This window comes from Microbacterium sp. Z10_103 (assembly GCF_058310455.1).
Window position 1 is genome coordinate 1,370,188 of the sequence record NZ_JBZEGK010000001.1, and the last position, 24,580, is coordinate 1,394,767.

The 24,580-nt window shown below is 69.7% G+C and carries 23 protein-coding genes, 1 tRNA gene and 1 pseudogene; 15 read left to right on the top strand and 10 right to left on the bottom strand.

Annotated features, from left to right (window positions below; genetic code table 11):
* Nucleotides 1-19: 19 nt before the first annotated feature.
* Both AC4FS2_RS06395 and rpsT read left to right on the top strand, forming a co-directional pair.
* The gene (locus AC4FS2_RS06395) at nt 20-739 is read left to right on the top strand and encodes an alpha/beta fold hydrolase (RefSeq protein WP_491176784.1); all 720 of its coding nucleotides are present in this window, start codon (nt 20-22) and stop codon (nt 737-739) included.
* 111 nt (nt 740-850) lie between these two features.
* Nucleotides 851-1,111 (top strand): 30S ribosomal protein S20, encoded by a 261-nt coding sequence (rpsT, locus tag AC4FS2_RS06400; protein ID WP_491152690.1) that lies wholly within the window; start codon nt 851-853, stop codon nt 1,109-1,111.
* 59 nt (nt 1,112-1,170) lie between these two features.
* On the opposite strand, the gene holA is transcribed toward rpsT, so the two are convergent.
* The 5 genes and pseudogenes from holA to pabB all read right to left on the bottom strand — a co-directional run bounded on the left by holA (nt 1,171) and on the right by pabB (nt 9,170).
* Nucleotides 1,171-2,208, bottom strand: a complete 1,038-nt coding sequence (gene holA, locus AC4FS2_RS06405) for a DNA polymerase III subunit delta (RefSeq protein ID WP_491176787.1) — start codon at nt 2,206-2,208, stop codon at nt 1,171-1,173.
* A gap of 9 nt (nt 2,209-2,217) precedes the next feature.
* Nucleotides 2,218-4,539, bottom strand: coding sequence for a ComEC/Rec2 family competence protein (locus AC4FS2_RS06410; RefSeq protein WP_491176789.1), 2,322 nt, complete (start codon nt 4,537-4,539; stop codon nt 2,218-2,220).
* Nucleotides 4,536-5,029, bottom strand: a pseudogene (locus tag AC4FS2_RS06415) (ComEA family DNA-binding protein). Before AC4FS2_RS06415 ends, AC4FS2_RS06410 begins: the two are co-directional and overlap by 4 nt.
* Nucleotides 5,030-5,221: 192 nt before the next feature.
* Nucleotides 5,222-7,801 (bottom strand): leucine--tRNA ligase, encoded by a 2,580-nt coding sequence (gene leuS, locus AC4FS2_RS06420; RefSeq protein WP_491176791.1) that lies wholly within the window; start codon nt 7,799-7,801, stop codon nt 5,222-5,224.
* A gap of 46 nt (nt 7,802-7,847) precedes the next feature.
* Nucleotides 7,848-9,170, bottom strand: a complete 1,323-nt coding sequence (pabB, locus tag AC4FS2_RS06425; protein WP_491176793.1) for an aminodeoxychorismate synthase component I — start codon at nt 9,168-9,170, stop codon at nt 7,848-7,850.
* A 42-nt stretch (nt 9,171-9,212) separates the two neighbouring features.
* Here pabB and AC4FS2_RS06430 point away from each other — a divergent pair, with 42 nt between their 5' ends.
* The 4 genes from AC4FS2_RS06430 to AC4FS2_RS06445 are packed head-to-tail and all read left to right on the top strand — an operon-like array spanning nt 9,213 to nt 12,549.
* Nucleotides 9,213-9,875: a DedA family protein gene (locus AC4FS2_RS06430; RefSeq protein WP_491176795.1), complete on the top strand. Its 663-nt coding sequence runs from the start codon at nt 9,213-9,215 to the stop codon at nt 9,873-9,875.
* A 5-nt stretch (nt 9,876-9,880) separates the two neighbouring features.
* On the top strand, nt 9,881-10,924 hold the full coding sequence (locus tag AC4FS2_RS06435) for an App1 family protein phosphatidate phosphatase (protein WP_491176798.1): 1,044 nt from the start codon (nt 9,881-9,883) through the stop codon (nt 10,922-10,924).
* 28 nt (nt 10,925-10,952) lie between these two features.
* Entirely contained in the window at nt 10,953-11,666 is a 714-nt protein-coding gene (locus AC4FS2_RS06440) for an SOS response-associated peptidase (protein ID WP_491152674.1), read from the top strand.
* 19 nt (nt 11,667-11,685) lie between these two features.
* Complete coding sequence (locus tag AC4FS2_RS06445) at nt 11,686-12,549, top strand: 3-methyladenine DNA glycosylase (protein ID WP_491176800.1); 864 nt, start codon at nt 11,686-11,688, stop codon at nt 12,547-12,549.
* Here the strand turns inward: AC4FS2_RS06445 and AC4FS2_RS06450 are convergent, their stop codons facing one another.
* Nucleotides 12,550-13,749: a glycoside hydrolase family 3 N-terminal domain-containing protein gene (locus AC4FS2_RS06450; protein ID WP_491176803.1), complete on the bottom strand. Its 1,200-nt coding sequence runs from the start codon at nt 13,747-13,749 to the stop codon at nt 12,550-12,552.
* 143 nt (nt 13,750-13,892) lie between these two features.
* A complete protein-coding gene (locus AC4FS2_RS06455; protein WP_491152670.1) occupies nt 13,893-14,921 on the bottom strand; it encodes a LacI family DNA-binding transcriptional regulator in 1,029 nt (342 codons plus the stop codon).
* 147 nt (nt 14,922-15,068) lie between these two features.
* On the opposite strand from AC4FS2_RS06455, the gene AC4FS2_RS06460 reads away from it, so the two are divergent.
* The 5 genes from AC4FS2_RS06460 to AC4FS2_RS06480 are packed head-to-tail and all read left to right on the top strand — an operon-like array spanning nt 15,069 to nt 20,861.
* Complete coding sequence (locus AC4FS2_RS06460; protein ID WP_491152668.1) at nt 15,069-16,004, top strand: nucleoside hydrolase; 936 nt, start codon at nt 15,069-15,071, stop codon at nt 16,002-16,004.
* A 28-nt stretch (nt 16,005-16,032) separates the two neighbouring features.
* Complete coding sequence (locus AC4FS2_RS06465; RefSeq protein ID WP_491176805.1) at nt 16,033-17,070, top strand: ABC transporter substrate-binding protein; 1,038 nt, start codon at nt 16,033-16,035, stop codon at nt 17,068-17,070.
* Complete coding sequence (locus AC4FS2_RS06470; protein ID WP_491152664.1) at nt 17,067-17,858, top strand: ABC transporter ATP-binding protein; 792 nt, start codon at nt 17,067-17,069, stop codon at nt 17,856-17,858. The genes AC4FS2_RS06465 and AC4FS2_RS06470 overlap by 4 nt, the downstream gene beginning before the upstream one ends.
* Complete coding sequence (locus AC4FS2_RS06475) at nt 17,855-19,453, top strand: ABC transporter permease (protein ID WP_491152661.1); 1,599 nt, start codon at nt 17,855-17,857, stop codon at nt 19,451-19,453. The genes AC4FS2_RS06470 and AC4FS2_RS06475 overlap by 4 nt, the downstream gene beginning before the upstream one ends.
* A 34-nt stretch (nt 19,454-19,487) precedes the next feature.
* Nucleotides 19,488-20,861: an amidohydrolase family protein gene (locus AC4FS2_RS06480; RefSeq protein ID WP_491152660.1), complete on the top strand. Its 1,374-nt coding sequence runs from the start codon at nt 19,488-19,490 to the stop codon at nt 20,859-20,861.
* A 24-nt stretch (nt 20,862-20,885) separates the two neighbouring features.
* Here AC4FS2_RS06480 and AC4FS2_RS06485 read toward each other — a convergent pair whose 3' ends face one another.
* A complete protein-coding gene (locus AC4FS2_RS06485) occupies nt 20,886-22,394 on the bottom strand; it encodes an alpha/beta hydrolase (protein WP_491152658.1) in 1,509 nt (502 codons plus the stop codon).
* A 162-nt stretch (nt 22,395-22,556) separates the two neighbouring features.
* On the opposite strand from AC4FS2_RS06485, the gene AC4FS2_RS06490 reads away from it, so the two are divergent.
* The 3 genes from AC4FS2_RS06490 to AC4FS2_RS06500 all read left to right on the top strand — a co-directional run bounded on the left by AC4FS2_RS06490 (nt 22,557) and on the right by AC4FS2_RS06500 (nt 23,697).
* Nucleotides 22,557-22,886 carry a hypothetical protein gene (locus AC4FS2_RS06490; protein ID WP_491152657.1) on the top strand — a complete coding sequence of 110 codons (330 nt, stop codon included), beginning with the start codon at nt 22,557-22,559 and terminating at the stop codon, nt 22,884-22,886.
* 426 nt (nt 22,887-23,312) lie between these two features.
* Entirely contained in the window at nt 23,313-23,474 is a 162-nt protein-coding gene (locus AC4FS2_RS06495; protein ID WP_491152655.1) for a hypothetical protein, read from the top strand.
* A complete protein-coding gene (locus AC4FS2_RS06500) occupies nt 23,464-23,697 on the top strand; it encodes a hypothetical protein (protein ID WP_491152653.1) in 234 nt (77 codons plus the stop codon). The genes AC4FS2_RS06495 and AC4FS2_RS06500 overlap by 11 nt, the downstream gene beginning before the upstream one ends.
* 3 nt (nt 23,698-23,700) lie before the next feature.
* On the opposite strand, the gene AC4FS2_RS06505 is transcribed toward AC4FS2_RS06500, so the two are convergent.
* Together AC4FS2_RS06505 and AC4FS2_RS06510 are read right to left on the bottom strand one after the other, a co-directional pair.
* Complete coding sequence (locus AC4FS2_RS06505; protein WP_491152651.1) at nt 23,701-23,859, bottom strand: hypothetical protein; 159 nt, start codon at nt 23,857-23,859, stop codon at nt 23,701-23,703.
* 94 nt (nt 23,860-23,953) lie between these two features.
* Nucleotides 23,954-24,026 (bottom strand) — tRNA-Ala (locus AC4FS2_RS06510).
* A gap of 111 nt (nt 24,027-24,137) precedes the next feature.
* On the opposite strand from AC4FS2_RS06510, the gene AC4FS2_RS06515 reads away from it, so the two are divergent.
* The gene (locus tag AC4FS2_RS06515; RefSeq protein ID WP_491152649.1) at nt 24,138-24,572 is read left to right on the top strand and encodes a VOC family protein; all 435 of its coding nucleotides are present in this window, start codon (nt 24,138-24,140) and stop codon (nt 24,570-24,572) included.
* Nucleotides 24,573-24,580: the final 8 nt, after the last annotated feature.

The following is a 24,580-nucleotide window of genomic DNA, read 5'->3' on the forward strand; positions in this document are numbered from 1 at the left end:
CGCGTCGTATCGTGGGTGCATGACGGTCCAGGTCGTGCTCGTCCACGGCATCCGCACGTCGGCGACCATGTGGCGCGCCCAGGTCGCGTACCTCGAAGGCCGTGGCACGCCCGTGACGGCGGTGGACTTGCCGGGCCACGGCACGAGGATGGCCGAAACCTTCACCCTCGACGGCGCACTCGAGACGATCGACACCGCCGTGCGCGCCGCCGCCGAACGCGGCCCCGTGCTCCTGGTGGGACATTCCATGGGCGGGCTGCTGTGCATCGAGTACGCCGGTGCGACGGATCCGCCGCCTCTTCACGGCTTCATCGCCGCGTCCTGCACCGCCATCCCCCGCGGCTTGGGCCTGGCCACCTACCGCGCACTGGCACGGGGGTTCGACGCGCTTCCCGGGCGGGGGCTGCGTATCACGCAGTACATGCTGGAGAAGACCCTCCCCGCCGAGACCCGTGATGACTTCGGCGCCGGCGGTTACGCCTTCGATGCGCAAGACACCGCCATGGCGAGCCTTTCCGTGCTGGACCTGCTCACGGCGCTGCAGCGGATCCACGTTCCGCTGTGGTTCGTCAACGGCCAGTACGATCAGCTGCGATTGAACGAGCGACTCTTCCGCAAACTCGCCCCGGACGCAGAAATGGTCATCGTTCCGCGCACCACTCACCTCGTCTCCGCCATGCGTCCCGAGGTCTTCAACGCGGTACTGAACCTGGCGATCACGACCATCGAGCACAACTGATAGACTCGGTGATTGGCTTGCGTGTGGGTCCCACCCCTCACGACCGCTGCGTGGCACCCCTCTACTGTCATGCGGCATTGACCAGACAACTCCGAACGAAAGACGTCGACCGTGGCGAATATCAAGTCGCAGATCAAGCGCAACAAGACCAACGAAAAGGCGCGTGCGCGCAACAAGGCCGTCAAGAGCCAGCTGAAGACCGAGGTGCGTCGCACCCGCGAGGCCATCGCCGCCGGCGACAAGGCCGCCGCGGAGAAGGCGCTCATCACGGCGACCAAGAAGCTCGACAAGGCCGTGAGCAAGGGCGTCATTCACGAGAACCAGGCAGCGAACCGCAAGTCGGCCATCGCCAAGCAGGTCGCGGCTCTCTAAGACCCGTTTCGAAGGCCCGCTCCGTTCGCGGAGCGGGCCTTCGGCGTACCTGCGTCGCGTCAGGCGGCGAACGGTGCGCGGGTCGCGATGACGGTGATCATGCGCTCCAGGGCGAAGATCGGGTCCCGTGACGCGCCCTTGACCTCGGCGTCGGCCCGCGCGGTGGCATGGATGGCCATGCCGAGGGTGACCTGTGACCACCCGACCAGGTCGCGGCGCGCGCGATCGACCTGCCAGTCCTTCATGCCCAGCCGCGCAGCCAGGGCCCCCGAAGGCTCCCGGCTCCCGGCGACTCGCGCCATCGTCCGGAGCTTGAGGGCCACCGCGGCCACGAGCGGCACAGGGTCGGCGCCGGAGGCCAGAGCGTGCCGTAGCGCGAGAAGCGCGTCTCCGTAACGTCCGGCGATCGCCATGTCGGCGACGGTGAAGGCCGATGTTTCCACCCGTCCGCCGTAGTAGCGCTCGACGATCCGGTCGTCGATGTCGCCGGGAACGTCGGAGATCAACTGCTGGCACGCGGACCCGAGCTCGGTGAGGTCGTCCGCGAACGCCGAGACGAGCGCCCGGAGCGCCGTGGGCGCGATGCGTTTGCGCGCCGCGGAGAACTCGCCCGCAGCGAAGTCGTATCGGTCGGAGTCGCGCTTGATCGCCGGGCAGGCGATCTCGATGCCGCTCCCCTGCCCCGCTCGGATGGCATCGAGCAGCTTCTTCCCGCGCACGCTCGCGCCGGTGTGCCGCAGCACGACAGTGGCACCCTCCTGGACTTGCGAGAGGTAAGAGACCGCCTCAGCGAGGAAGACGTCCGAGCACCGTTCCACGCCCGACACGCGCACCAGGCGTGGTTCACCGAACAGCGAGGGAGACGTCACCCCCAGGAGCGTCCCGGCGACATAGTCATCGGCGCGCACGTCGCTGACTTCCAGGCTGGGGTCTTCGGCCTTCAGGAACTCGCGAATGCCCCCGATCGCCCGTTCTGCGCACACTTCTTCCGGCCCCGAGACGAGCACGATCGGAGCCGGCTGCGGGTTCCGCCACGACACCTGGGGGATCGCGGAGCGCGCCTTGGCGGGGGCGCTGCGGCGTGGTGTCGAAGCCATGCATTCAGCCTAACGATCGGCGGGGACTCTGCGCTCACGCCACAGTCGCAGCGCCTCTCCCTCCCGCCACACGGCGACCGCTCCGTCGGTGTCCGATCGGGCGATGCGCGTGCCGTCGGCGCGGAGAAGATTCAGAAGCGTCTCGCGCGGGTGGCCATAGTCGTTGTCCGGGCCGACGGGGATGAGAGCGAGCTCGGCGCCTGCCTCGTCGTAGAGCTCGGCGTCCTGATCCGCACTGCCATGGTGCGCGACCTTCACGATGTCGTAGTCACCCAGCTCCGAGGCGGCGCGTAGACGCGTCTGAGCCTCTTCCCCGAGGTCTCCGAGCAGGAGAGTGGAGGGGACGCCTCCTCCCGTCACACCGATCGCGACGCTGGCGTCGTTGCCCGGCTCCCGCACCGACCGCGCCGGCCAGAACACGCGAACGGCCGATGGCCCGAGCCGGCCGGAGTCGCCCGCGGCGACCTCACGCCGCGCGGCCCCGCCCGCCTCGAGCGTCGCGAGAACCCGTTCGCCGTCGGCATCAGGCGGACCGTGCCAGACCGTCCCGACCCGGCCGGCCAGCGCCTCCACCCCTCCGACATGGTCGGCGTCGAAGTGGGTCAGCACGAGGAGCTCGACCTTCTCGATGGCGAACCGATCGAGGCATGCGCGAAGCGGCGTCGGGTCCGGCCCGGTGTCAACGAGCGCCACCGCCTCCCCCGAGCGGAGGAGCACGGCATCCCCCTGCCCCACCTCGCACAGGGCGATCTGCCATCCGACGGGCACCGTCCACGGCGCTGCGACGCTGACCAGGGCTGCCTGTCCCGCGGCGAGCCCGCTCGCCAGGGCCAACACCGCCCAGCTGATCCCGCGCACGGCACCCCACTGGCGCATGCGCGCGGGCGGGGTGACGATCACCGCGAAAATCGCTGCAGACAGGAGCGCGAGCGTGCCGACGCCGAGAGGACCCTCGATCCACGGAATGCGCTGAGCGGGGAGGGCGGCGATCGTCTCCGCGACGCCGGCGATCCAGGATGCCGGAAGCCAGGCGACCGCCACGAGGCCGTCCTGCAAGACGGGAATCGGTGCCGCGAGGCACGCGAAGAGACCCGCCACGGTGGCGAGTGGGGCAGCCGGCCCCGCGAGCAGGTTGGCCACGACCCCGAGCACGGGAACGTGCGGGTCGAGGAGGATCAGGAGCGGGGCGCACGCCAGCTGAGCTGAGAGCGGAACCGCGATCGCCGCGGCCAGCAGCCGCGGTATATGACGCGACAGACCCGCCGCGAGCGGTCTGGCCAGGAGAAGCAGGGATGCGGTGGCGGTGACCGACAGGGCGAAGCCCCACGTCACGGCGAGCCACGGGTCGAACATCAGGAGGAGGGTCACTGCCGCGCTGAGCATCCCCATCCCGGCTCCCGTACGTCCGAGTCCCACGGCGATCATCGCGATCGATGCCATCGCGGCGGCGCGCACCACGCTGGGCTCCGGGGTGACGAGCAGGACGAACAACCCCAGCGCCCCGAGCCCCGCCGCGATGCGCACGGCCCGACGTGCCCCGCACAGTGCCGCGCAGCCGAAGGCCAACCCCACGACGATCGCGCAGTTCGCGCCGGACACCGCTGTGAGGTGCGTCAGCGACGAAACGGTCATCGCATCCTCGAGCCTCGCGGCCACCCCGGCGGTATCGCCCACCGCCAACCCCGGAATCAGCCCGGCCCCGGGGCCCGGCAGGCGCTGCGCCGATTCTGCGAAGCCTCTCCGCACGTCCGACAGCGCCTGCCAGATCCCCGTGGGCGGCGTGAGCGTGTCGATGGGCTCGGTGGCGCGCACGATGGCCACCGCGCGATCGCCCGGGTCGGCCCCCAGCGACGCCCCGTGTACACGGATGGTCGCCCCCAAGTCGACCCCGGCAAGCGAGCCCGCGTCATCGGCGCTGACGCCGACGCGTACCGAGACGTCACGGGATGCGGCGCGACTTCCCGCCCGGATCGTGTGCGCGGTGACATCGAACCACACGTCGCCGGATGGCGCGGGGTCCAGTCGCCCGGTGACCGTTGCCACCACGTCCAGGGGCCGGCCTTCCAGGCCGGTCACAGAGGTCGCGGCCTCCCGCGGCGGCTGGGCCCCGGCGACGTGGAGGCAGGCGCTCCCGGCGACGGCGAGACCGACGGCGGCGATCCCGAGCCAGGGCCGAGGATGCCGGATCGAGGCGACGACGGCAGACACCGCCGCCGCCCACAGCCCGAGCCCGGCGAGACCTGCCGCGGTGGGAAGGAACACCGCGAACGCCGCCGCGCCCCACGCGGTGACCGCAACGGGTACGAGCCGAAGTCCGCGGCTGAGGTTCACACCCGCACCTGCTCTTGGAGGCCGGCGAGGAGCTTCTCGCCGATCCCCGGCACGGCAAGCAGATCCTCGACGCTGGCGAAAGGTCCGTGATCCTCCCGCAGGCGAGGATCCGCTCGGCCAGCGCCGGTCCGATGCCGGGGAGCTCTTCCAGCGCGCTGATGTCGGCCGTGTTGAGGTCCACGACCACGTCCCCCGCTTCGCCCGGTGGGGCCGGTGCGGGCGCGGCGCCGACGACGGGCACCAGGATCTGCTCGCCGTCTGCGACCGGGCGTGCCAGATTGATGGAGCCGCGGTCGGCGTCCGCAGCGAATCCACCGGCTGCTGCTACCGCGTCCACCGCGCGCGCACCGGACGCAAGCGTGTACAGTCCCGGCGCCGCCACCGCGCCGGCCACGTGGACGTACACCGCATCCGCGGTTTCCGCCTCCGCGCTCGCCCGGACCGGTGAGGGAGCGACCGTCTCGGCTCCACCGGCCGCACCGCGGAACATCCCGATTCCCACCGTGATGGCGAAGGCAGCCAGCACCACCACGATGACCGCCCCCGCGCCCCATCGGCGGCGGACGCGGGTGCCCTCAGATGGTGACGCCACCCGCGACACGCTAGGCGGCGGGATGCGGCCTCCCCGCTCCCCGCCGGCATCCCGTGGATGACGCCTCGCGGACGCCGGCTGGGGAGGAGGCTACTTCGTGGCGAAGCTCACGACCTTCGGCGGGCGCACCACCGCACGCACGATCTCGCGGTCACCGAGCGCCCGCTGCACCTTGACGTCGGCACGGGCGCGCGCCTCCAGATCGGCGGCGTCGATGCGTGCCGGCACTTCGAGCGTTCCGCGCACCTTGCCGTCGACCTGAACGACCGCGGTCACCGTCTCCTCGACGAGAAGCGTGGGGTCAGCCGACCGCCACGGCACGAGTCCGACGAACGGCTCGTAGCCGAGCACGGCCCACATCTCCTCCGCCGTGTGGGGCGCGAAGAGGTCGAGAACCATGGCGGTCACCTCGGCGGCCTCGCGGACGGCCGGATCGCTCGCGCCGGCGCCGGAATCGATCGTCTTGCGGGTGGCATTGACGAGCTCCATCAGGCGGGCCACGACGACGTTGAACTTCGTCTGCTCGATCAGCCCGGGAGCGTCCGCCAGCAGGCGGTGCGTCACGCGGCGCAGGGCCGCGTCGCCTTCCGCCCACACGACGTCCGTGCGGCTGTCGACGTCGTGGGCGACCCGCATCGCGCGGGCGAGGAACTTCGACGCGCCCGTCGTGGACACGTCATCCCAGTCCTTGTCGTCCTCCACCGGGCCGGCGAACGCCAGCGCGACGCGGAGGGCGTCGGCGCCGTGCGTGTCCAGCTCCTCTTGGAAGAGGACGAGGTTGCCCTTGCTCTTGGACATCTTCGTTCCGCCGAGGATGACCATGCCCTGATTGATGAGGTTCGAGAACGGCTCGGTGAACTCCACCATCCCCATGTCGAACATGGCCTTGGTGACGAAGCGCGCGTAGAGCAGGTGCAGGATCGCGTGTTCGACGCCGCCGATGTAGAAGTCGACCGGTCCCCACTTGTCGGCTTCGCGGGCGGAGAAGGGCTGCGTCTCGTCCCCCGGCGACAGGAAGCGCAGGAAGTACCAGGACGAGTCGACGAACGTGTCCATGGTGTCGGGGTCGCGGCGCGCGGGGGCGCCTGTCTCGGGATCGACGGTCTCGACCCATCCGGTGGCAGCGCCGAGCGGCGAGGTGCCCTTGGGCTTCAGATCGAGGCCTTCCACCGCGGGCAGCTGCACGGGCAGTTCATCCTCGGGCACGGGGATGATCCGCCCGTCCTCGCCGTGCACCATGGGAATCGGCGTGCCCCAGAACCGCTGGCGGGAGATGAGCCAGTCGCGCAGGCGATAGGTTTTGGCCGCACGGCCGCGGCCGGCCGCCTCGAGGATGTCGATGACCCGGGCGATCGCGGTGCGCTTGGACAACCCGTCCAGGGGTCCGGAGTTGATCATCCGGCCTTCGCCGGTCAGCGCCACACCCGTGCGGGCCGGGTCCAGATCGTCGACCTCCCCCTGCAGCGGGTCGATCGGCACGCCGTCCTCGTCCACGTCGATCACGGGGATGGCGCCGGTCACCGGGGCCATCGTGTCCACGACCACCTTGACCGGGAGGTCGAACGCGCGAGCGAAATCGAGGTCACGCTGGTCGTGGGCGGGAACGGCCATGACGGCGCCGTGCCCGTAATCGGCGAGCACGTAGTCGGCCGCCCAGATCGGCAGGCGCTCTCCGTTGACCGGATTGATGGCGTACCGCTCCAGGAAGACGCCGGTCTTCGGACGGTCGGTGGACTGGCGGTCGATGTCGGTGGTCTTACCGACCCGGTCCAGGTAGTCCTGGAAGCGCATGCGCACTTCCGCTGATGCGTCGACGACGAGTTCTGCCGCCAGGTCCGAATCGGGGGCCACCACGAAGAACGTGGCACCGTACAGGGTGTCGGGGCGGGTGGAGAAGACCGAGACCGTGCCGGCACGCCCTTCGATCTCGAACTCGATGTCGGCGCCGACGGAGCGCCCGATCCAGTTGCGCTGCATCTGCAGGACCTTGTGCGGCCAGAAACCCTCGAGCTGGTTAAGGTCGTCGAGCAGCCGGTCGGCGTAATCCGTGATCTTGAGGTACCACTGCGTGAGCTTCTTCTTCACGACTTCGTTGCCGCATCGCTCGCAGCGGCCGTCGATGACCTGCTCGTTGGCCAGCACGGTCTGGTCGAAGGGGCACCAGTTGACCGGGCTCTCCTTGCGGTATGCCAGGCCGCGCTCGTACAGCTTCAGGAAGAGCCACTGGTTCCACCGGTAGTACTCGGGGTCGCTCGTGTGGAGCACCCGGCTCCAGTCGAACGAGACGCCGTAGTCGTGGAGGCTCTGCTTCTGCTGCGCGATGTTCGCGTACGTCCACTCCACCGGGTCCGCACCACGCTGGATGGCCGCGTTCTCGGCGGGCAGCCCGAAGGAGTCCCATCCGATCGGGTTCAGGACGTTGTAGCCCCGGTGCCGCCAGAAGCGCGCCACGATGTCGGAGTACAGGTAGTTCTCGGCGTGCCCCATGTGCAGGTCGCCGGACGGATACGGGAACATCGCCAGCACGTACTTGCGGGGGCGAGAGTCCTCGTCGCCACCTGCGCGGAACGGGTCGTGCGCGGCCCAGAGGTCCTGCCACTTCCGCTGGATCGCGTGCGGGTCGAATCCACCGCTGTCAGCTGCGGTCGAAGGGGTCGTGGTCTGGGACACGGGGAAAGCCAATCTGGAACGTCGGAATCTGCGCCGAGGGCGCCCCTCACAGGGTACCGGACCCCCGCTCGGCCCAGTCTGGCGGCAGGTGCGCGCCCGCAGCGGCCAGCGGCGCGCGGGCTTTCAACGCCACCTCGGCCACCTCGGCGTCGGCGCGGGAGCGCCAGGTGATGCCCCCGCCGGCACCGACGTAGGCGCCGCCCGGGAACGTCACGATGCTCCGGATCACCATCGCGAGGTCGGCGGCGCCGTCGTCGCCGACCCATCCGAAGCACCCCGCGAACACTCCTCGGGGTGCCCCTTCGAGCTCGGAAAGGATCGTCATCGCCGAAAGCTTCGGGGTTCCGGTCATGCTCCCCGCAGGAAACGCCGCATCCAGGATGGCGCCGATCGTCGTCCCCGGCTCCAGCTCGCCGGCGATGGAACTGACGAGCTGGTGCACGGCCGGGTAACTCTCGATCTCGAGGAGCCCTTCGACGGTCACGCTCCCCGGCCGGCTGACCCGCGAGAGGTCGTTGCGCATCAGGTCGACGATCATGACGTTCTCGGCGCGCTCCTTGGGATCGGCGCGCAGCTCATCGGCCAGCGCCCGATCCGTCTGCGGGTCGGAGTCGCGACGGCGCGTCCCTTTGATGGGATGCGTGCGCACCGAGCCGCCCGAGATCTCCAGGAATCGCTCGGGCGTCGCGCTGGCCAGGGCGACGTCGCCGCGTCGCACCAGGCCACCGTGGTGCGAGGGGGCCGCCGCGCGCAGCCGCGCGTACGCGTCGAGCGGATCCACCGGCTCGGCGACGGAGAAGCGGGTCGTGAGACAGAGCTGGTAGGCGTCGCCGTCGCGGATGCGATCGCGACACCGTTCGATGGATTCGGCGTATTGCGCCGTGGTGTGGCGTGCCGAGGCCGGCCGTGTGCGAGCGGCGGTCGGCACCCCGGGGTCGCGGGCCGCCCGCAGCCGTTCCGACAGGTGCGGAACTCGATCCTCCGGTGCGGTCAGCCACGCTCGCCGCGCGGCGTGGTCGAAGGCGATCACGTCGTCGACCCGAAGCCACATCTCCCCCGGCACAGGGTCCTCCGCGGGGTGCACCGGCGCGCCGGCCGCCGCGGCGCCGGTTTCGTAACCCACCCAGCCGACCCACCCGCTTCGGAACGCCCCCGCCTCCGATGGGGTCGGGCGCTGCGTCGCATCCACCCCGCGCACCCTCCGGGGATCCGCCTCGGGGCTCCCGACACCGATCCAGCTCCACCCGTCGGCCGCGTCGGGTCCGGCATCCAGCCAGAACACATGCGGGTCGGTCGCGGCCAACGTCGCGAACACCGCCGCCGGGTTGACCCACCGCGGCAGCGGGACGGTCACGGATATGGGCGGCACGCTCCCAGGCTAGAGGGGCTCCGCGGCTCTAGGCTCTGTCCCGTGAACGAGATCCTGACGGACCTGCTCAATGCGGTCCAGGGTGTAGATCCGGTCATCCGCACGCTCGTCGCCGGCCTCGCCATCCTGCTGGAGACCAGCGTCCTGGTGGGGCTCGTCGTTCCCGGCGACACGATCGTCATCGTCGCGGGCACGGCGGTCGCCTCGCTGTGGGAGGGGATCGCTCTCGGCGTTTCCGTGGTTCTCGGCGCGCTCGTGGGCGAGAGCATCGGGTTCGGGCTCGGCCGGTTCCTCGGACCACGCATCCGCGCGTCTCGCCTCGGCAGGCGCATCGGTGGCCGCAATTGGGAGCGTTCGGAGAGGTATCTGCGGCGCCGCGGAGGACTTGCGATCTTCCTGTCCCGGTTCCTCCCCGTCCTGCATTCGCTGGTTCCGCTGACCGTCGGGATGAGCGGGTACAGCTACCGCCGGTTCCTCGCGTGGACGGCTCCGGCCTGCATCATCTGGGCCAGCCTCTACATTTCCGTCGCCGCTCTGGCAGCCGGCACCTACCGGGACCTGGCCGACACCCTGCACTTCGCCGGTTACCTCTTCGTCGGTGTCATCGTGCTCTTCGTGGTGCTCGTTTTCGTGGGGAAAAAGGTCATCGAACGGGTCGAACGTCGCCACCTCGACGAGTCGCAGTCCGAAGACGTGGAAAACTAGACCCGATGTCCTCCGACGAACCCGATCGCACCAAGATCCTCTGGCTCGCCCGTCTCGAGCGCCGCGCGCACTCGTGGCGCGAACGGCGCGCCCGGGCGCGCGGTCTTCAGCCGCAGGTGACCGGGTTCCCCGGATACGGCGCCGAGGACTGGGTGCGCATCGTCGGCCGGGTGCTGATCGCGCCCCCACTGCGCAAAGACGCGTCCGGAGAGTACGCGAGCGTGCGCGGATGGCGCAGCTTCGTGTCCGTCCCCGTGGGATACGCCCAGGTGCGCGTCACTGTGGAGGGGACGACGCATGAGGTCGTCGCCGATCGCGGCGGCGTCATCGACACGGTCATCCCCGCTCGGCTGGAGCCGGGATGGCAGACGCTGACGATGTCGGTGGAAGACAGCGAACCGGTCGAGACGCGCGTGTTCATCGTGGCGTCGGACGTGCGCTTCGGCATCGTCTCGGACGTGGACGACACGGTCATGGTCACCGCGCTGCCGCGTCCGCTCCTCGCGGCATGGAACTCCTTCGTGGTCGACGAGCACGCGCGGCAGCCCGTGCCCGGTATGGCGGTGCTGCTCGAACGGCTGACACGGGAGAATCCGGGCGCCCCCATGCTGTACCTCTCCACGGGAGCGTGGAACGTCGCACCCACCCTGATCCGGTTCCTTCGGCGGCACCTGTTTCCGCCGGGGTCGGTGCTCCTCACCGACTGGGGCCCCACGCACGACCGTTGGTTCCGTAGTGGCCGTGACCACAAGGCGGGCAACCTCGAGCGGCTGGCCGCGGAGTTCCCCCAGATCCGCTGGCTGTTGGTCGGTGACGACGGGCAGCACGACGACGAGATCTACACGAAGTTCGCCAGTGAGAATCCCGGCGCGGTCGCGGCCGTGGCCATCCGTCGCCTCTCCCCCGCCGAGGCGGTGCTCGCCGGCGGTCGCACGGTCGTCGACGACCACTCGGCCGCGAAGGTGCCATGGGTGACCGAGTCGGATGGCGCGGGTCTGCTCGAGCGGCTCGAAGCCGTCGGGATCGCGTCGACGGACCCTCACGCCTGACGTCGCAGCCACGGCGTACGGTGGAGCCATGTGCGGTCGATTCGTCGTAGCGAACGTCGGTTCCGAGCTCGTGGGCGCGCTCCGGGTGGATGTCGAAGCCGATGACCTCCCCGCCCCGTCGTACAACATCGCCCCCACGGCGACGGCCGCGATCGTGCTCGACTCGGCTAAGACCGACCCTCCCACGCGGCGCCTGGAGCCGGCGAGATGGGGACTGGTGCCCAGCTGGGCCAAGGACCCGAAGATCGGCGCACGCGCGTTCAACGCCCGCAGCGAGGAACTGGAAGACAAGTCGATGTTCCGAGGCGCGCTGCACAAGCGCCGCGCGATCGTCCCCGCATCGGGCTACTACGAGTGGAAGGTCACCGACTCGGGCAAGGTGCCGCACTTCATCCATCCCGCCGAGGGCTCTCCGATGTTCTTCGCGGGCCTGTACGAGTGGTGGAAGAACCCGGCCCTGCCCGACGACGACCCCGACCGATGGATGCTGAGCTTCACGATCCTCACGCGGGATTCGATCGGCCACCTCGGCTCGATCCATGACCGGATGCCGCTGTTCATGGACCCCGATCACGCGGACGCGTGGCTCGACCCGTCCACGGAGAACGTCCGCGATGTGCTGGATGCGGCGATCGACGCCGCCCCCGCGGTAGCCGACGCGCTGGAAGACCATGTCGTGTCCAAGGCGGTGGGCAACGTCCGCAACAACGGCCCTGAGCTCATCGAACCCGTCGACGAGTGACGCCGCTTATCCTCGAAGGATGACCGTCGACCTTGCCCCCGCGGTCGTGCTCGATCCGCCGGAGTGGCGCGAGGCAGCACACGCGCACGCAGAGCGTGCCGACGCCCTGACGGCGGGACGGCGCGAGCGGGCGGCCCGGGGACAAACGCATCCGGTCGAAGACTTTCTCTTCACGTACTACTCGTACCGGCCGGCGCTTCTGCGGCGGTGGCATCCCGGCGCCGGGGTACAGCTGCGCGACGCGGCGGAACGGGTCGCGTGGCGGTGGTACCGCGCGGGCGACGAGCCGGACACGGCCCTGGTCGACGACGCTCGCGTGGGCGCGGAAAGGGCCGGGCTGCTCCGCGGCATCCGTGGCCTCCTCAGGGCTACCGCGCAGCGAGCACCCGTGTACGGATGCTTCGGACTCCACGAGTGGGCCATGCTGTACCGCACCAGCGAGGTGCGCCATCCCGCCCCGCTGCGGCTGGGGTCCGACGGCACCGACGCGGTGGTCGAGGCTCATGATCTGCGGTGCACGCACTTCGATGCGTTCCGCTTCTTCACCCCGGATGCGGCACCCCGTAACCGCGCCGCGCTCAGCCGTGAGCAGCAGGTGTCGTTCGAGCAGCCCGGGTGCCTGCACGCCGGGATGGATGTGTACCGATGGGCGGTCAAACTCGGTCCGCTGGTGCCGGGGAAGCTTCTGCTGGACAGCTTCACCCTCGCGCGTGACATCCGCGAACTCGACATGCGCGCGTCCCCCTACGACCTCACCGAGTGGGGGTATGAACCGGTCGCGATCGAGACCGCCGAAGGGAAGGCGGAGTACGTGCGGCAGCAGCGTGGTTTCTCCGCGCGGGCGGCCGGTCTCCGAACGCGGCTCCTCGCCGTCGTGGGCTGATCAGCCCGCCGGCGCGCACGCCCGACACGGCGCGAAGCCGGCACCGGCAGCTGCGCGAGCGAGGCGCAGGTCCGCGACGCGGGTCGCAGCCTCGTCGAGCCGCTCGGCCGGGAGCGCGCCCGACTCGACAGCCGCGACGATGCCGCCGACGAGGCGCGGCGCCGAGTCGGCGGTGGTGAACATCACGGACAGGACAAGGTCGTTCCCGGCTGTCAGCGCCGACACGGCATTCGCGACAGGATCGGCGTACGCCGGTTCGCCCGAAGCCTGCAGCATCCCGAGATCGTCGGTGACCGAGACGCCGGTGAACCCGAGTTCTTCCCGGGCGATCCGATGCCACTCGGCGGAGAGCGATGCGGGGGCCGAGTCCACCGCGGAGTAGCGCAGGTGACCGTACATCAGGACCGGAGCGCCCGCCTCGATGCCCGCGGCGAAGGGCACGGCATCGCTCGCCCGCCACTCATCCAGCGTCTCCCCGGTTTCCGGGATCCCGGTGTGTGAGTCGCCGGGCGCTGCACCGTGACCGGGGAAGTGCTTGAGGGTCGAGGCCGTCTGGCCGCCCTCGCCGAGCACGGCGGCACGCACCCGCTCCGCGGCCCCTGCCGGGTCGGCCCCGAGCGCCCGGCGGAAGATGAACATCGACCGGTCGGAGGTGACGTCGGCCACGATGCCGAAGTTCACGGCGATTCCGGCGCGGTCGACGAGCGCCGCGCGACCGGCGAAGGCGTCGCGTGCCGCGTCGGGCGGTGCATCTTTCAAGGTCCGCGCTGCCGGGAGGTCGTCCCACGGAAGGCGCGAGACGTCGCCGCCCTCTTGATCGACGGCGATCAACGTCGGGAAGGCCGGATCGGGGGTCAGGGCCGAGGTGAGCGCGCGGAGCGCGTCCTCATCGCCGCTCACATTGGCGCCCATGAGGATGAACCCGCCCAGCCCGTTGGCGGTGACGTACGCGGCGGCGGCGGCTGGGTCGGTCGTGGGAATGTGGCCCATCACGACACTCGCCGCCTTCTCGCGCAGCGTCATCGCGGCGACCCGCGCGGCCGCCCGCTCGCGTGTTGCCCCGTCGTCCGGGGGTGCGGGAGCGACCCGGACCCCGACGCCCGGCGACGGGGTGGGCACGTCCGCGGGTGAAGGAGAGCCGGCTGCGCCTGCCGCCAATACGACGGCCGCCGCCAGCGGTGCCAGAAGGCGACGCATCATTAACTCAGCCTACGCCGCGGCCCCGCACGCCGATTCGGAGATCGCCCGCGGACATGGACCCAGCGGCTCGCAGCATCCGAATCCGCCGCGCCTCGACGAATCTGCGACGCGGTCTCGGCGACCGCCGCGACGACTCGGCTGCCTCACGACGTCGAGGCGAGCCGGGCGGTGGAAGCTCTCGGGATGACCGTGGGCCTCTCCACCACGACGTCCTGCACTTCCTCCCCCGCCAGCGCGCGGATCAGCACATCGGCCGCCGTCTGCGCCATCGCGTCGAGTCCGAGGGCGAGCACGGTCAACGGCGGCGCGCTTCCGGCCGCGCGGGGTCCGTCGTAGTTCGTGGCAACGAGGAGGTCGCCACCGATGACCCGCCCGCGATCCCGTGCGGCGCTCAGGGCTCCCAGGGCGAATGCATCCAGCGGCGCGTAGATGGCGTCGACCTCCGGGCGCTCGCGCAGCAGTTCGGCGATCGCGTGGTGCGCGGCGCGTTCGCCTCCCGCGGCATCGGCGGCGACGACGATCACCTCGGCGTCACGCCAACGACCACCGTTCGCCAGGGCGAGCCCCTCGAGCACGGAGGCTGCGCCATAAGCCTCCGCGCTCCGTACGACGGCGATGCAGCGGGCCCCGCGGTCCACGAGATGATCCAGCATGACGTCGGCCCCCGCCATCCCCCGGTCAAGGATCGCGTCGGCACGAGCGCCCTGGGCTCTCCCGATCGTCACCACGCGGACCCCGCGAGATTCCAGCGCGGCGCAGCTCGGATCGTCGACGAGCGGGTCGATGACGATTGCGCCGTCGATATCGAGACCGTCGAGATAACCACTGCCGGCACCCGGCGGGACCAGCACGAGCGAGTATCCGTACGAGAGGCAGGCCCGCGCGGCCGGCATCGCCATGTCGAGGAGGAATCCCATCTCCGACCCTTCCCCCACGATGGAGGGAGGGAGGGCGGAGAGGATGGCCACCGAGCGCGCGCTTCCTCCGCGCAGGCGCTGTGCCCGCGGGCTGGGACGATATGCGAGATCGGCAGCCGCCCGCAGGACGCGCTCCCGCGTCGCGGGGTCGACACGCCCCTTGCCGGCCAGCGCATGGGAGACGGTGGTCCGAGAGACACCGGCGCTTTTCGCGACGTCCGCGATGGTCGGTCTGCCGGCGGGCGATGGCGTCATCGGGCCTCCTCTCTCTGGCGCCATGCTAACGAGCACCGGATCCCCGCGCGCGATCGCCCGCGTGACTGTCTCGTTCCCGCTCTGTGACGTTCTTGTTTCGGCGCCCATTCGAAGCCTGGTCGACGCGTAGATTGATGACAAATCGATTTGGCATCCCATCGAAACGAGTGCGCCATCTACCTCATCGACACCGATCCCGGGCTCGACGACGCTCACGCCATCGCCATGGCGACGCGTTCTGCCGCACATCCCGATCTGGTCTTCACGACGGTCTCCGGGAACGTCGGCATCGACACCGTCACCGCGAACGCGGCCTGGCTCATCGAGCAGCTCGCACCCACGGCGCCGCTGTACCGTGGCGCAGCCGCTCCCCTGGTGGGACCTGTCGTCGGCGCCGCACACATCCACGGGGACGACGGTCTCGCCGGTTTTCCGCGCACGCGCGCCGGAATCGTGACCCGCCCGGAACACGCCGCCCTCGCGATCGTCGAACACGCTCGCACGCACCGCGCGGAGCTGCACATCGTCGCGCTGGGACCGCTTACCAACATCGCCCTCGCCCTCGCCCTGGAGCCAGACCTTCCGAACCTGGTGGGCTCCCTCACGATCATGGGCGGCAGCCCGGCCCAGCACGGCAATGCCTCACTTGCGGCCGAGTACAACATCTACGCCGACGCGGCGGCGGCCGAAGCCGTGTTCTCGCGCATGCAGCGCATCACCCTCCTCACGTGGGACGCGTCGTTGGCCACGCGCTTCTCGGGCGAGGAGATGGCCGCCTTCTGGGCCGGCACCTCCGCCGAGGCTCGCCTGCTCGGCGGCCTCGCCGAGCACCGGCTGTCCACGGATGCCGCGTACGCGGCCAGCGCCGACTTCGGACGTGCCGACCCGCTGGCGATGGCCATCGCCCTCCGGCCGGAGGTCGTCGCCGACTCACGCCACCATCGGGTGCACGTGGTTCACGACGGCGGGTTGGCGCACGGCGTCACCATCGTCGACGAGCGCGACGCGACGGATGACCGCGAGCCCGTGCGCATCGTCACCGCCTTCCACCGCGAGCTCCTGCTCGATGCCCTCACCCTCTGATACCTCTACCCACCCCAGGAGCGACACCATGAACTCGAACCCGAACTCCCGCACCGTCGCACGTCGCATCACGGCCGGTGTGGCCCTTGCCGCGGTCGGCACTCTCCTCGCCGCCTGCGCGCCGGGCGCCACCTCCTCGGCAGATTCGTCCGAGGATGCGCTGACCCCCGCCGCAATCCAGCTGGGCTGGCTGCCGAATGTGGAGAACATGTCCACCATCGTCGCGGACCAGAACGGGTACTTCGCCGACGAAGGCATCGACATCGACATCCTTCCCGGTGGCCCGGACGTGAGTGCAGACGCGCAGATCGCCGGTGGCAACGCCCTCATGGGCGTGCTCTCCGCCGAGGCGCTGGCGAACTCGGTGGCCGCCGGATCGGGGCTCGTGGGAATCGCGGCGACGTATCAGACCACCTCCTCGGCCATCATCACGCTTGCCGGATCCGGGATCGAAGAGCCCGCCGATCTGGCTGGACGCAAGCTCGGTATGTCGCAGACCGACGTCCCCGTGTACACCCCGTTCTTCGACCTCGTGGGCGTGGACCCGACCGACATCGAGCAGGTGCTTGTCGGTTCCGACCCCGCAGCCCTCGCATCGGGCGAGGTGGACGCCATCACCGGCACCCTGCCCAACCAGCCGGTCGTGCTCGCCGCTCAGGGCCTGGATGTGACGTCGATCCCGCTGGCCGACTACGGATACAGCCGCTGGAGCGGCGTGTTCGTCGTGCGGGAGGAATCGTTGCAGGACGAGGAGGAGCGCGCGCAGATCGTGGGCATGCTCACCGCCCTCAAGCTCGGCACGGAGTACGCCGTGGGTGACCCGGAGGCCGCCGGGCAGATCGTGTTCGACGCGTACGGGGAGCAGCTCGGCCTCGAGCTCGAGACGCAGACCGAGGGCGCAGTCATCTGGGCTGAGCTGGCCCAGCGCAACACGGAGGACACGGGGCTGCTCAAGGTGGACGACGAGGCTCTGGCGGAGCTGCAGTCCTTCTACGACGCCGTCGGCATCCAGCAGCAGGCCACCGACATCTTCGACCTCACCGTCGGCGAGGAGGTCTTCGAATGAGCTCGGCTGCCGGGGGCTTGGAGACGCACTCGGTCGCCAAGCGCTTCTCGACGGGCAGGGGCGTCGTGGAGGCACTGTCGGGCGTGACGCTGCGCACTGCTCCCGGGTCCTTCAGCGCCCTCATCGGACCATCCGGGTGCGGCAAGTCGACCTTGCTGCGCATGTTCGCGGGGTTGGAGGCGCCGACAGCAGGCACCCTGAGCGTGCTCGGTCGTCCACCCCAGGAGGTCCAGGCCCAGCATGAGATCGGGGTGGCGTTCCAGGACTCAGCGCTCCTTCCCTGGCGGTCCGTGACAGCAAACATCGCCCTTCCGCTGCAAGTCGCCGGACGCCGCGTCGACCGGAAGGCGATCGCGGACCTGGTCGCGTTGACCGGCCTCCAGGGGTTCGAGGATGCCCGTCCCGCGCAGCTGTCCGGCGGGATGCGTCAGCGCGTCGCCATCGCCCGCTCGCTCGTCCTCGAACCGCAGGTGCTCCTGCTGGATGAGCCGTTCGGCGCCTTGGATGACATGACGCGCCGGTCGATGAACGTGGAATTGCAGAGGATCTGGACCGAGCGGCCCACGACGACTCTGCTCGTGACGCATTCCCTCGACGAGGCGGTGTTCCTCTCCGACCGGGTGCTGGTCATGGCGGCCCGCCCGGGACGCATCGTCGAAGAGTTGCCGATCGATATCCCCCGGCCCCGCCGCCCCGAGGTGCAGCGGACCGAAGAGTTCCATGGTTACCGCGACCGACTGTCGGAGCTGCTGTTCGCGGCCCGGGACCAGTCCAGCTCGGCGGCATGACTACCGCGGTCCTGACCTCCGCACGCGCGCGGCGTACCGGCCTCCGCATCGGGGCGCTGACGATCGCGACGATGATCGTCCTGTGGTGCGCGGTCGCTGCGGGGTTCGCGTCCACCGGCATCGTCCCGTATCCGTGGGAGCTCGTCGCGCAGATCGCAGCCGACTGGGGTCTGCTGATGATCAACACGGCGGTGACGCTGGGCGTTGCGGCAGCTGGGCTCTTCTGGGCGATCGTCGTGATCGTTCCGCTGACCTGTCTCTGCCTGGTGCTGCCCGTGAGCGAGCCGATCGTCATGCGTGTCGCCGTGGTCGTGCACGTCGTGCCGTTCGTGGCGATCGCGCCGATCCTGATGGTGGCTCTGCCCGGCGAAGTCTCGCGCATCGTCATCGCGGCGCTGCAGGTGTACTTCCCCCTCCTGATCGGCCTGCTGCTGGGACTGCGCTCCACCGACGCTGCCGCCCTCGACGTTGTGACAGCCAGCGGCGGTCGCAACCTCGCCAGGCTTCGCTTCGTCCGCGCCGCGAGTGCGGTGCCGCAGATGATCGCCGGCTTGCAGATCGCGGTACCCGCGGCCATCCTCGGCGCCGTCATCAGCGAGTTCTTCGGCTCCGATCGGGGCCTCGGCGCGATCATCGTGACCTCGCAGCAGTCGTTCCTCACCGATCGCACGTGGGGAATCGCCATCTTCATCGGCGCGCTGGCGGCGATCGGCTACGGCCTGGTCACCCTCGCCGCGCGCATCCTCGCCCCGTGGGCCGGGCGAGGTGCCGGTGTCGGGACCGGCGTCGCCGGCACCGAGCGCGCCGTCCTCCCACGGTGGCAGACGCTCACGGCAGCCGCGCTCTCGCTCCTGCTGTTGATCGGATTCTGGCAGTCGCTGCGCACCGTGTTCGAGCTTCCCGAGTTCTTCACGAAAACCCCCGTGGATATCGCCGGGTTCCTGGTCGCGGGAAACCCTCGGACCGGCGCGCCGGCCTCGGAGTTCTGGGAGGTGTTCCTGGGTGGGCTCGGCCAGACCCTGCTCGATGCCTCGGTAGGCTTCCTCGTCGGCACCGTGGTCGCCGTGGGCGTCGCGATCCTGTTCGTGGCGGTGCCGGCGCTCGGCCGAGCGGTCATGCCCTTCGCGATCGTGCTGCGTTCGGTGCCGCTCCTCGCCCTCACCCCGCTGCTGATGCTCATGTTCGGGCGCGGTCTGCTCGGGGTGACCGTCCTCGTCACTCTCGTGACCTTCTTCCCCACTCTCGTGACGGTGATGGCCGGGCTGCGCGCTGCCCCCGAGGGTGCACTGGATGTCGTGCGCGCGTCGGGCGGTTCCGCCGGACACGCCGCCCGGTTCGTCCGGCTGCAGTACGCGCTCCCCTCGATCACCGCGGCGGCGAGGATCGCCGTCCCCGGCGCGATCGGCGGAGCGACCCTGGCCGAATGGCTCGCCACCGGTAAGGGGCTCGGTCAGCTGCTCACGCAGTCATCCATCCTCGCCGACTACTACACGCTCTGGGCCGCCGGAATTCTGCTGGTGGTCGTCGCTCTCCTGGCCTACGGGGCCATCGGATGGCTCGACCGCGTCGTGACGCGCCGCCTCGGCCTCGCCTGACAGCCCCACCCGACCCTGCACTCCGAGGAGCACCATGCACCCCCGCCCCGTCGATCTCGTGCTCGAGCACGCCTACATCGTCGCGTTCGACACCGATCGCACCGTCATCCGCGACGGTGCGATCGCCATTGCCGACGGCGCGATCGTCGACATCGGCCCCACCGCCGATGTCCGCACGCGCGTCGCTCCCGCCGCGAGCCGCGATCTCGGGGGCCGGATCGTCATCCCCGGACTCGTCGATGCCCATATCCACACTGCACAGACGATGATGCGCGGCCTGCTCACCGACATGCGCCGCACGCGCGAGCTGCGCGTCCCCACGTGGCGCGAGTACCTCGTCCCCTTCGAGGCGAATCTCGACGAGGACGACGTGGAGCTTTCCGGCCTTCTGGCGTACTCGAGCATGCTCGCCACAGGGACGACGGCCTTCTTCGAAGCGGGAGGGCCGCACCCCTCGGCGATGGCCCGGGCAGCGTGGCACGCCGGCATCCGCGGGGTCGTGTCGCAGAACACGATGGACGGCGGCGCGCGGATTCCCGGCTCCATGCAGCTGACGAGCGACGAAGCGGTCCAACGCAACATCGACGTTGTCGAACAGCACCGCGCCGCTCCCGACGGATCGGTGCGCGTCACGGGGGGCATGTCACTGCGCCAGATCGTCGCCTGCTCTCCCGGCCTCGTCGTCGACATCCATCGCGAGGCACGCGCTCGGGGCGTGAAGGTGCACACGCACCTGGTCGAGGGCACCTACGAGATCGACTACGCCCTGGAGCACTTCGGTCGGCGACCGGTGGAGTATCTGCAACATCTCGGAGTCTTCACGGACACCCTCCACGGCGCGCACTCCGTCCTCGTGGGTGACGAAGACATCGCCGCCTACGCCCGCAGTGGCGTTTCCGCCGCGCACTGCGCGAAGGGGAACTTCGGCATCGGCCCGGCACCGGCGGTGCGGATGTGGCGGCGCGGTGTGGACATCGGCCTCGGGTCGGATGGGGTCGCATCCCTCGGCACCCTCGATCTCTTCCGCATCGCGATGATCACGCGCGTCGGCCAGCAGCTGGTGGAAGGGGTGCACCGCCACAACCGCAATGAGATCGACCCGCGTGAGCCGCTCGAAATGGCGATCGTCGGCGGCGCGCGCTCGATGGGATTGGGCGCGGTCATCGGTTCGATCGAGGTCGGCAAGCGCGCGGACCTCGTCGTCATCTCCATGGACAGCCCGGACGCCGCCGGATACGACTCCGAGGAGGCGTTCCTCTACGAGTGCGCCAGCGGCCGCGACGTCCGGGATGTCTACGTCGATGGTCAGCGCGTCGTCGAAGAAGGCGTCAGCACCACCGTCGATGCCGCCGAGATCCATGCCAGGGCGCGTCGCCGGCAGCGCGAACTCGCCGACCGGATCGCGTGAGCTGATCGACGCCCCGCGGCTTCCTCAGCCGAGATCGTTCACCGACCTCATCCGCCAGTAGGACTCGCTGTGCTCGTGGTGTCGCTCGGTCGGGGTCGCGCCCTGGAGCACGAGGCGGTTGAGATCGTCGATCACGCGCGGGTTGGTGCAGAAGTAGGCGTGGCCCGTCCAGTCGTCACGGGTTTCCTCCACGACGATGCGGGTCACCTCGATCGTGTCCATGGGAAGGGCGACGAGGATGCCGTCGCGAGCATCGCCGGCGCGGAAGAAGTTGCCGTGCAGGAGGCGAGAGAAATCGAGCGCTGAGTCCACGCCGCACGTGTACAGAGTCAGGTGCGGCGCCCTGGGCGGTTCGAAGGAGGCGACCAGGTCGTTGAAGCGCCGAGCGAACTCGCCGAAGGTGTCTCGGTCGACGTCCGGCGCGGCGAAGACGATCTCACGGACCGGGGTCCGGTAGACGGTGTTCTCTTCGGCGATGGATCTCAGCGCGTTGGTCGTCAGGCGATTGCCCATGCTGTGGGCGACCAGATGCACCCGGCGCGCGCCACTGTTCGCCAGCACGTCCTGGAGAAGCCCGGTGAAGTGGTCCTGCGCCCAGAGCACCTGGTCCTCATCCCTTCCATAGCCCAGGAACGTGCCGCGGGAGGGCCAGGAGTACATCACGGTGCGGCCTTGGAACCCCAGGTCCCAGGTGAACTGGGCCGCGGTTCTCGCGGCATCACCCCACGTCGTGTTGTACCCGTGCACGAAGACCAGGACGTCGCCCCGGGTGTCGGTGCCGGCAGGTTTCCCACTCTGGAGCCCGTATCGCAGGGACCTCATCCAGGCGTCGTGGCCGAGCTCCCGGATGCTTCGGACCACGATGTGCAGGTCGGGGTCCTCCTGCTGCCACGGTTTGTACCACTTCGGGCGCTCCTTCTCCCCCGCTTCGTGGACATCCGGGATGCTGACCGTCACGGTTCCGTAGCGAAGAAAGGTGCCGTTCTCCGCTGTACTCCGCTCGCTGCCGAAACGGTCGGACGGTCCCTCCCCCGGCCGGTGGTCGCGGTCGGTCGCATACCAGATCGGCACGAGCACGTGCTTCGCGTTCGGCGGCCTCACGACGTCCGCCGACGTCAGCACGTCCTCGACGGCAGTGAGCGCGTCCGCGTCGAACGGAGGGACGCCGACAGGAGCGATGTCGAGGAAATCGCTCGAGGGCGGGCCGGCCGCGTCATCCACGGAGAACGTCGTCCCGGCGGGATCGAACACCTCAGCCAGGGGGGCCTCGTGCGCCGCGAGGGCGGGCCCGAGCGTCGCCGTGCTCGCGAGAAGGTCTGTGATGCGGTCGTCCGGATCGCCCTCAGGGGTCTGCGTGTAACGGCGGACCAGCTGCACGGTATCGCTCGCGGCAGCTCGACTGTCATCGCCGTCGAGCTCCCCGAGAAGTGCGAGGAGCGCGGCCTGAAACTCGTCGGCGCGGCCACCGAGGAGTTCGATCAGGCGGTCCCCGATCGCTTTGAGGTCCAGCAGGACACGATCGATCTCACGCATGGGTGCTCTCCCCCGGGCTTGATGCCGCACACGATAGTCGCCGCCGGCGTTCCGCGCGAGGGTGTCCTCCCACCACCGGGTTGCCCCACGACCGAAGACGGAGGGGGCCTCTCCCCCGGGAGGGGGAGGAGATCCCGACGTAGCCTTCGTAGGGTGCTTCGTATGGCGACGGACGACGAGAAGCAGCTGAACGGCACGGCGTGGGCGGCCGGTATTCCCCTGGGCGTCGCCATCGGCGCAGCCATCGGTGTCGCGATGGGAAACATCGGCGCCGGTATCGCCGTCGGCATCGGTATCGGCGCCTCGCTCGCCGTCGCGTTCTCGCTGTGGGAATCCGAGAAGGCGAAGGGGTCGAAGACGGCTGCTGACGGCTCCGACGGCTCGGCCGCGGCCGCGGGGTCCGGTGACCACGACCGCACCATCGGTCATGACGGTGACTCCGGCGACGGTGGCGGCGGCGACGGTGGCGGCGGGGGCGGTGGCGGAGACTGACCGTCCTTGCCACCGCCCTGCCCTCGCGCGGTACCGGATGACAGCGTTTCCTCAGGTGCCCCCGCGATGCCTCGGCCAGGCCGAGGTGTGCGCATCGCCGGGGCCGCAACACGCCCCGCAACGCGAAAACCCCCGGTCTCCCGGGGTGTTTCGTGGACCTGAGGTGACTCGAACCCCTGACCCCTGCATGCCATGCGTGATTCCTGGGTGATCCTGGTGTTGCCTGTGGAGGTCACCAATGCGGTCACCCTGCCCCGTATCCAGTCACCGGCCGCCGGCTCCAGGAGCACTGGGGGACCCACTGGCGCACAGCTGCACGCCTGTGGTTCCCTATGCGGGAGACCTTCGGGGGTGACGGTGATGAAGAACCACATCCTCTGGCTCTGGGTTCTCGCGATTCTGGTATAAGGCGCGACGGTCGTCGCTGTGTTCGCAGGCGGCCTGGACGCCGAGGCGCTGGTCATCGTCATCACGTCGATAGGAACAATCGCGGCTTTCATCACACTCGCTGTCGCACTCCGTAACAGCGGCAAGGAACTCGAACTCGACGAGCCGGGAGAAGGCCAGGTTCCCCGCCATGACGAATAACCCACAGAGCAGTGTGAACCGTCGCCTTTACAAGGTCGTCCACGTCATGGGTATCGCGGTGACGATCCTCGGGCTCCTCATGCTGGCTGGCGCGATATACCTCGAGATGTGGGGTGGGCTGTGGGGAGCGCTCACGCTCCTCATCACAGGGATCTCGGCCACCGTCGTCACGGCCCTCGAGCTCAGGAAACCGCGCCCGCCACTATCCGAGCCGCGTGGCTGAGGGCTAGAGCGTGCGGACGCTCAGCAGCTGCCAGCCGTCGGGCACCTTCGTGCGCAGCGCCCCTCTGTCGTCCGCTTCGATCTCCGTCACGCCGGTCCGGCGGGCGAACGTGCCGACCGCGTCGAGGGTGATGGAGCCCCTTCCGGCGGTGCCTCTGGACACAATCCGGGCACTGGACCGACGATAGTGCCCGCATCACCGGCGCGGCATGAAGGGTGAAAACACGAAGACCCCCGCAATGACGGGGGTCTTTCGGTGGACCTGAGGGGACTCGAACCCCTGACCCCCTGCATGCCATGCAGGTGCGCTACCAGCTGCGCCACAGGCCCGAAGCTGCCTCACGAGGCAACTACGCAAGACTACTACATCCCGCCGAGGCTCTCGAACCGCGGCGGCTGTCGGCGGCGGTCGATATCGTGCTGGCAACGAAGGGATGCGCTATGCCGTCACTGGGAAACATCGTCATCTATGCGGATGACCCGCCGAAACTCGCGCGTTTCTGGTCGGACGTGTTCGGGTACCCCCATATCGAGTTCGAGGGCGAGCTGCGGGATATGCTCCTGGCCAACGGGCTGACGGAGGAAGACCTCTCCCATCGCGGACTGGCGGAGGATCCGACGGGGAAAGGCCCGCGGATGTTCTTCCACCATGCCGACGGACCGAAGACGGAGCGCAATCGCCTGCACATCGACCTCACCGCCGATCGGCCGGACGGTCAGCTGCAGGTGGACGCGGCGACCCTCGACGCAGAGAAGGACCGCCTGGTCGCTCTCGGTGCCGAGGTCGTTCGGCTGGTGGAGCAGAACTGGGGGCCGTGGCCGGAGCGCTACTGGCAGCTGCGCGATCCCGAGGGGAACGAGTTCTGCCTGCAGTGAGGGCGTCG

What these genes read in the sequence shown, in the direction of transcription:
- AC4FS2_RS06395 (WP_491176784.1), top strand. Translation starts at nt 20, where the DNA reads ATGACGGTCCAGGTCGTGCTCGTCCACGGCATCCGCACGTCGGCGACC.
- AC4FS2_RS06450 (WP_491176803.1), bottom strand. Translation starts at nt 13,749, where the DNA reads ATGATGCGTCGCCTTCTGGCACCGCTGGCGGCGGCCGTCGTATTGGCG.
- AC4FS2_RS06480 (WP_491152660.1), top strand. Translation starts at nt 19,488, where the DNA reads ATGCACCCCCGCCCCGTCGATCTCGTGCTCGAGCACGCCTACATCGTC.
- AC4FS2_RS06515 (WP_491152649.1), top strand. Translation starts at nt 24,138, where the DNA reads ATGCCGTCACTGGGAAACATCGTCATCTATGCGGATGACCCGCCGAAA.
- AC4FS2_RS06475 (WP_491152661.1), top strand. Translation starts at nt 17,855, where the DNA reads ATGACTACCGCGGTCCTGACCTCCGCACGCGCGCGGCGTACCGGCCTC.
- AC4FS2_RS06465 (WP_491176805.1), top strand. Translation starts at nt 16,033, where the DNA reads ATGAACTCGAACCCGAACTCCCGCACCGTCGCACGTCGCATCACGGCC.
- AC4FS2_RS06455 (WP_491152670.1), bottom strand. Translation starts at nt 14,921, where the DNA reads ATGACGCCATCGCCCGCCGGCAGACCGACCATCGCGGACGTCGCGAAA.
- AC4FS2_RS06500 (WP_491152653.1), top strand. Translation starts at nt 23,464, where the DNA reads ATGACGAATAACCCACAGAGCAGTGTGAACCGTCGCCTTTACAAGGTC.
- AC4FS2_RS06470 (WP_491152664.1), top strand. Translation starts at nt 17,067, where the DNA reads ATGAGCTCGGCTGCCGGGGGCTTGGAGACGCACTCGGTCGCCAAGCGC.
- AC4FS2_RS06440 (WP_491152674.1), top strand. Translation starts at nt 10,953, where the DNA reads ATGTGCGGTCGATTCGTCGTAGCGAACGTCGGTTCCGAGCTCGTGGGC.
- AC4FS2_RS06445 (WP_491176800.1), top strand. Translation starts at nt 11,686, where the DNA reads ATGACCGTCGACCTTGCCCCCGCGGTCGTGCTCGATCCGCCGGAGTGG.
- AC4FS2_RS06435 (WP_491176798.1), top strand. Translation starts at nt 9,881, where the DNA reads ATGTCCTCCGACGAACCCGATCGCACCAAGATCCTCTGGCTCGCCCGT.
- AC4FS2_RS06490 (WP_491152657.1), top strand. Translation starts at nt 22,557, where the DNA reads ATGGCGACGGACGACGAGAAGCAGCTGAACGGCACGGCGTGGGCGGCC.
- holA (WP_491176787.1), bottom strand. Translation starts at nt 2,208, where the DNA reads ATGGCTTCGACACCACGCCGCAGCGCCCCCGCCAAGGCGCGCTCCGCG.
- AC4FS2_RS06485 (WP_491152658.1), bottom strand. Translation starts at nt 22,394, where the DNA reads ATGCGTGAGATCGATCGTGTCCTGCTGGACCTCAAAGCGATCGGGGAC.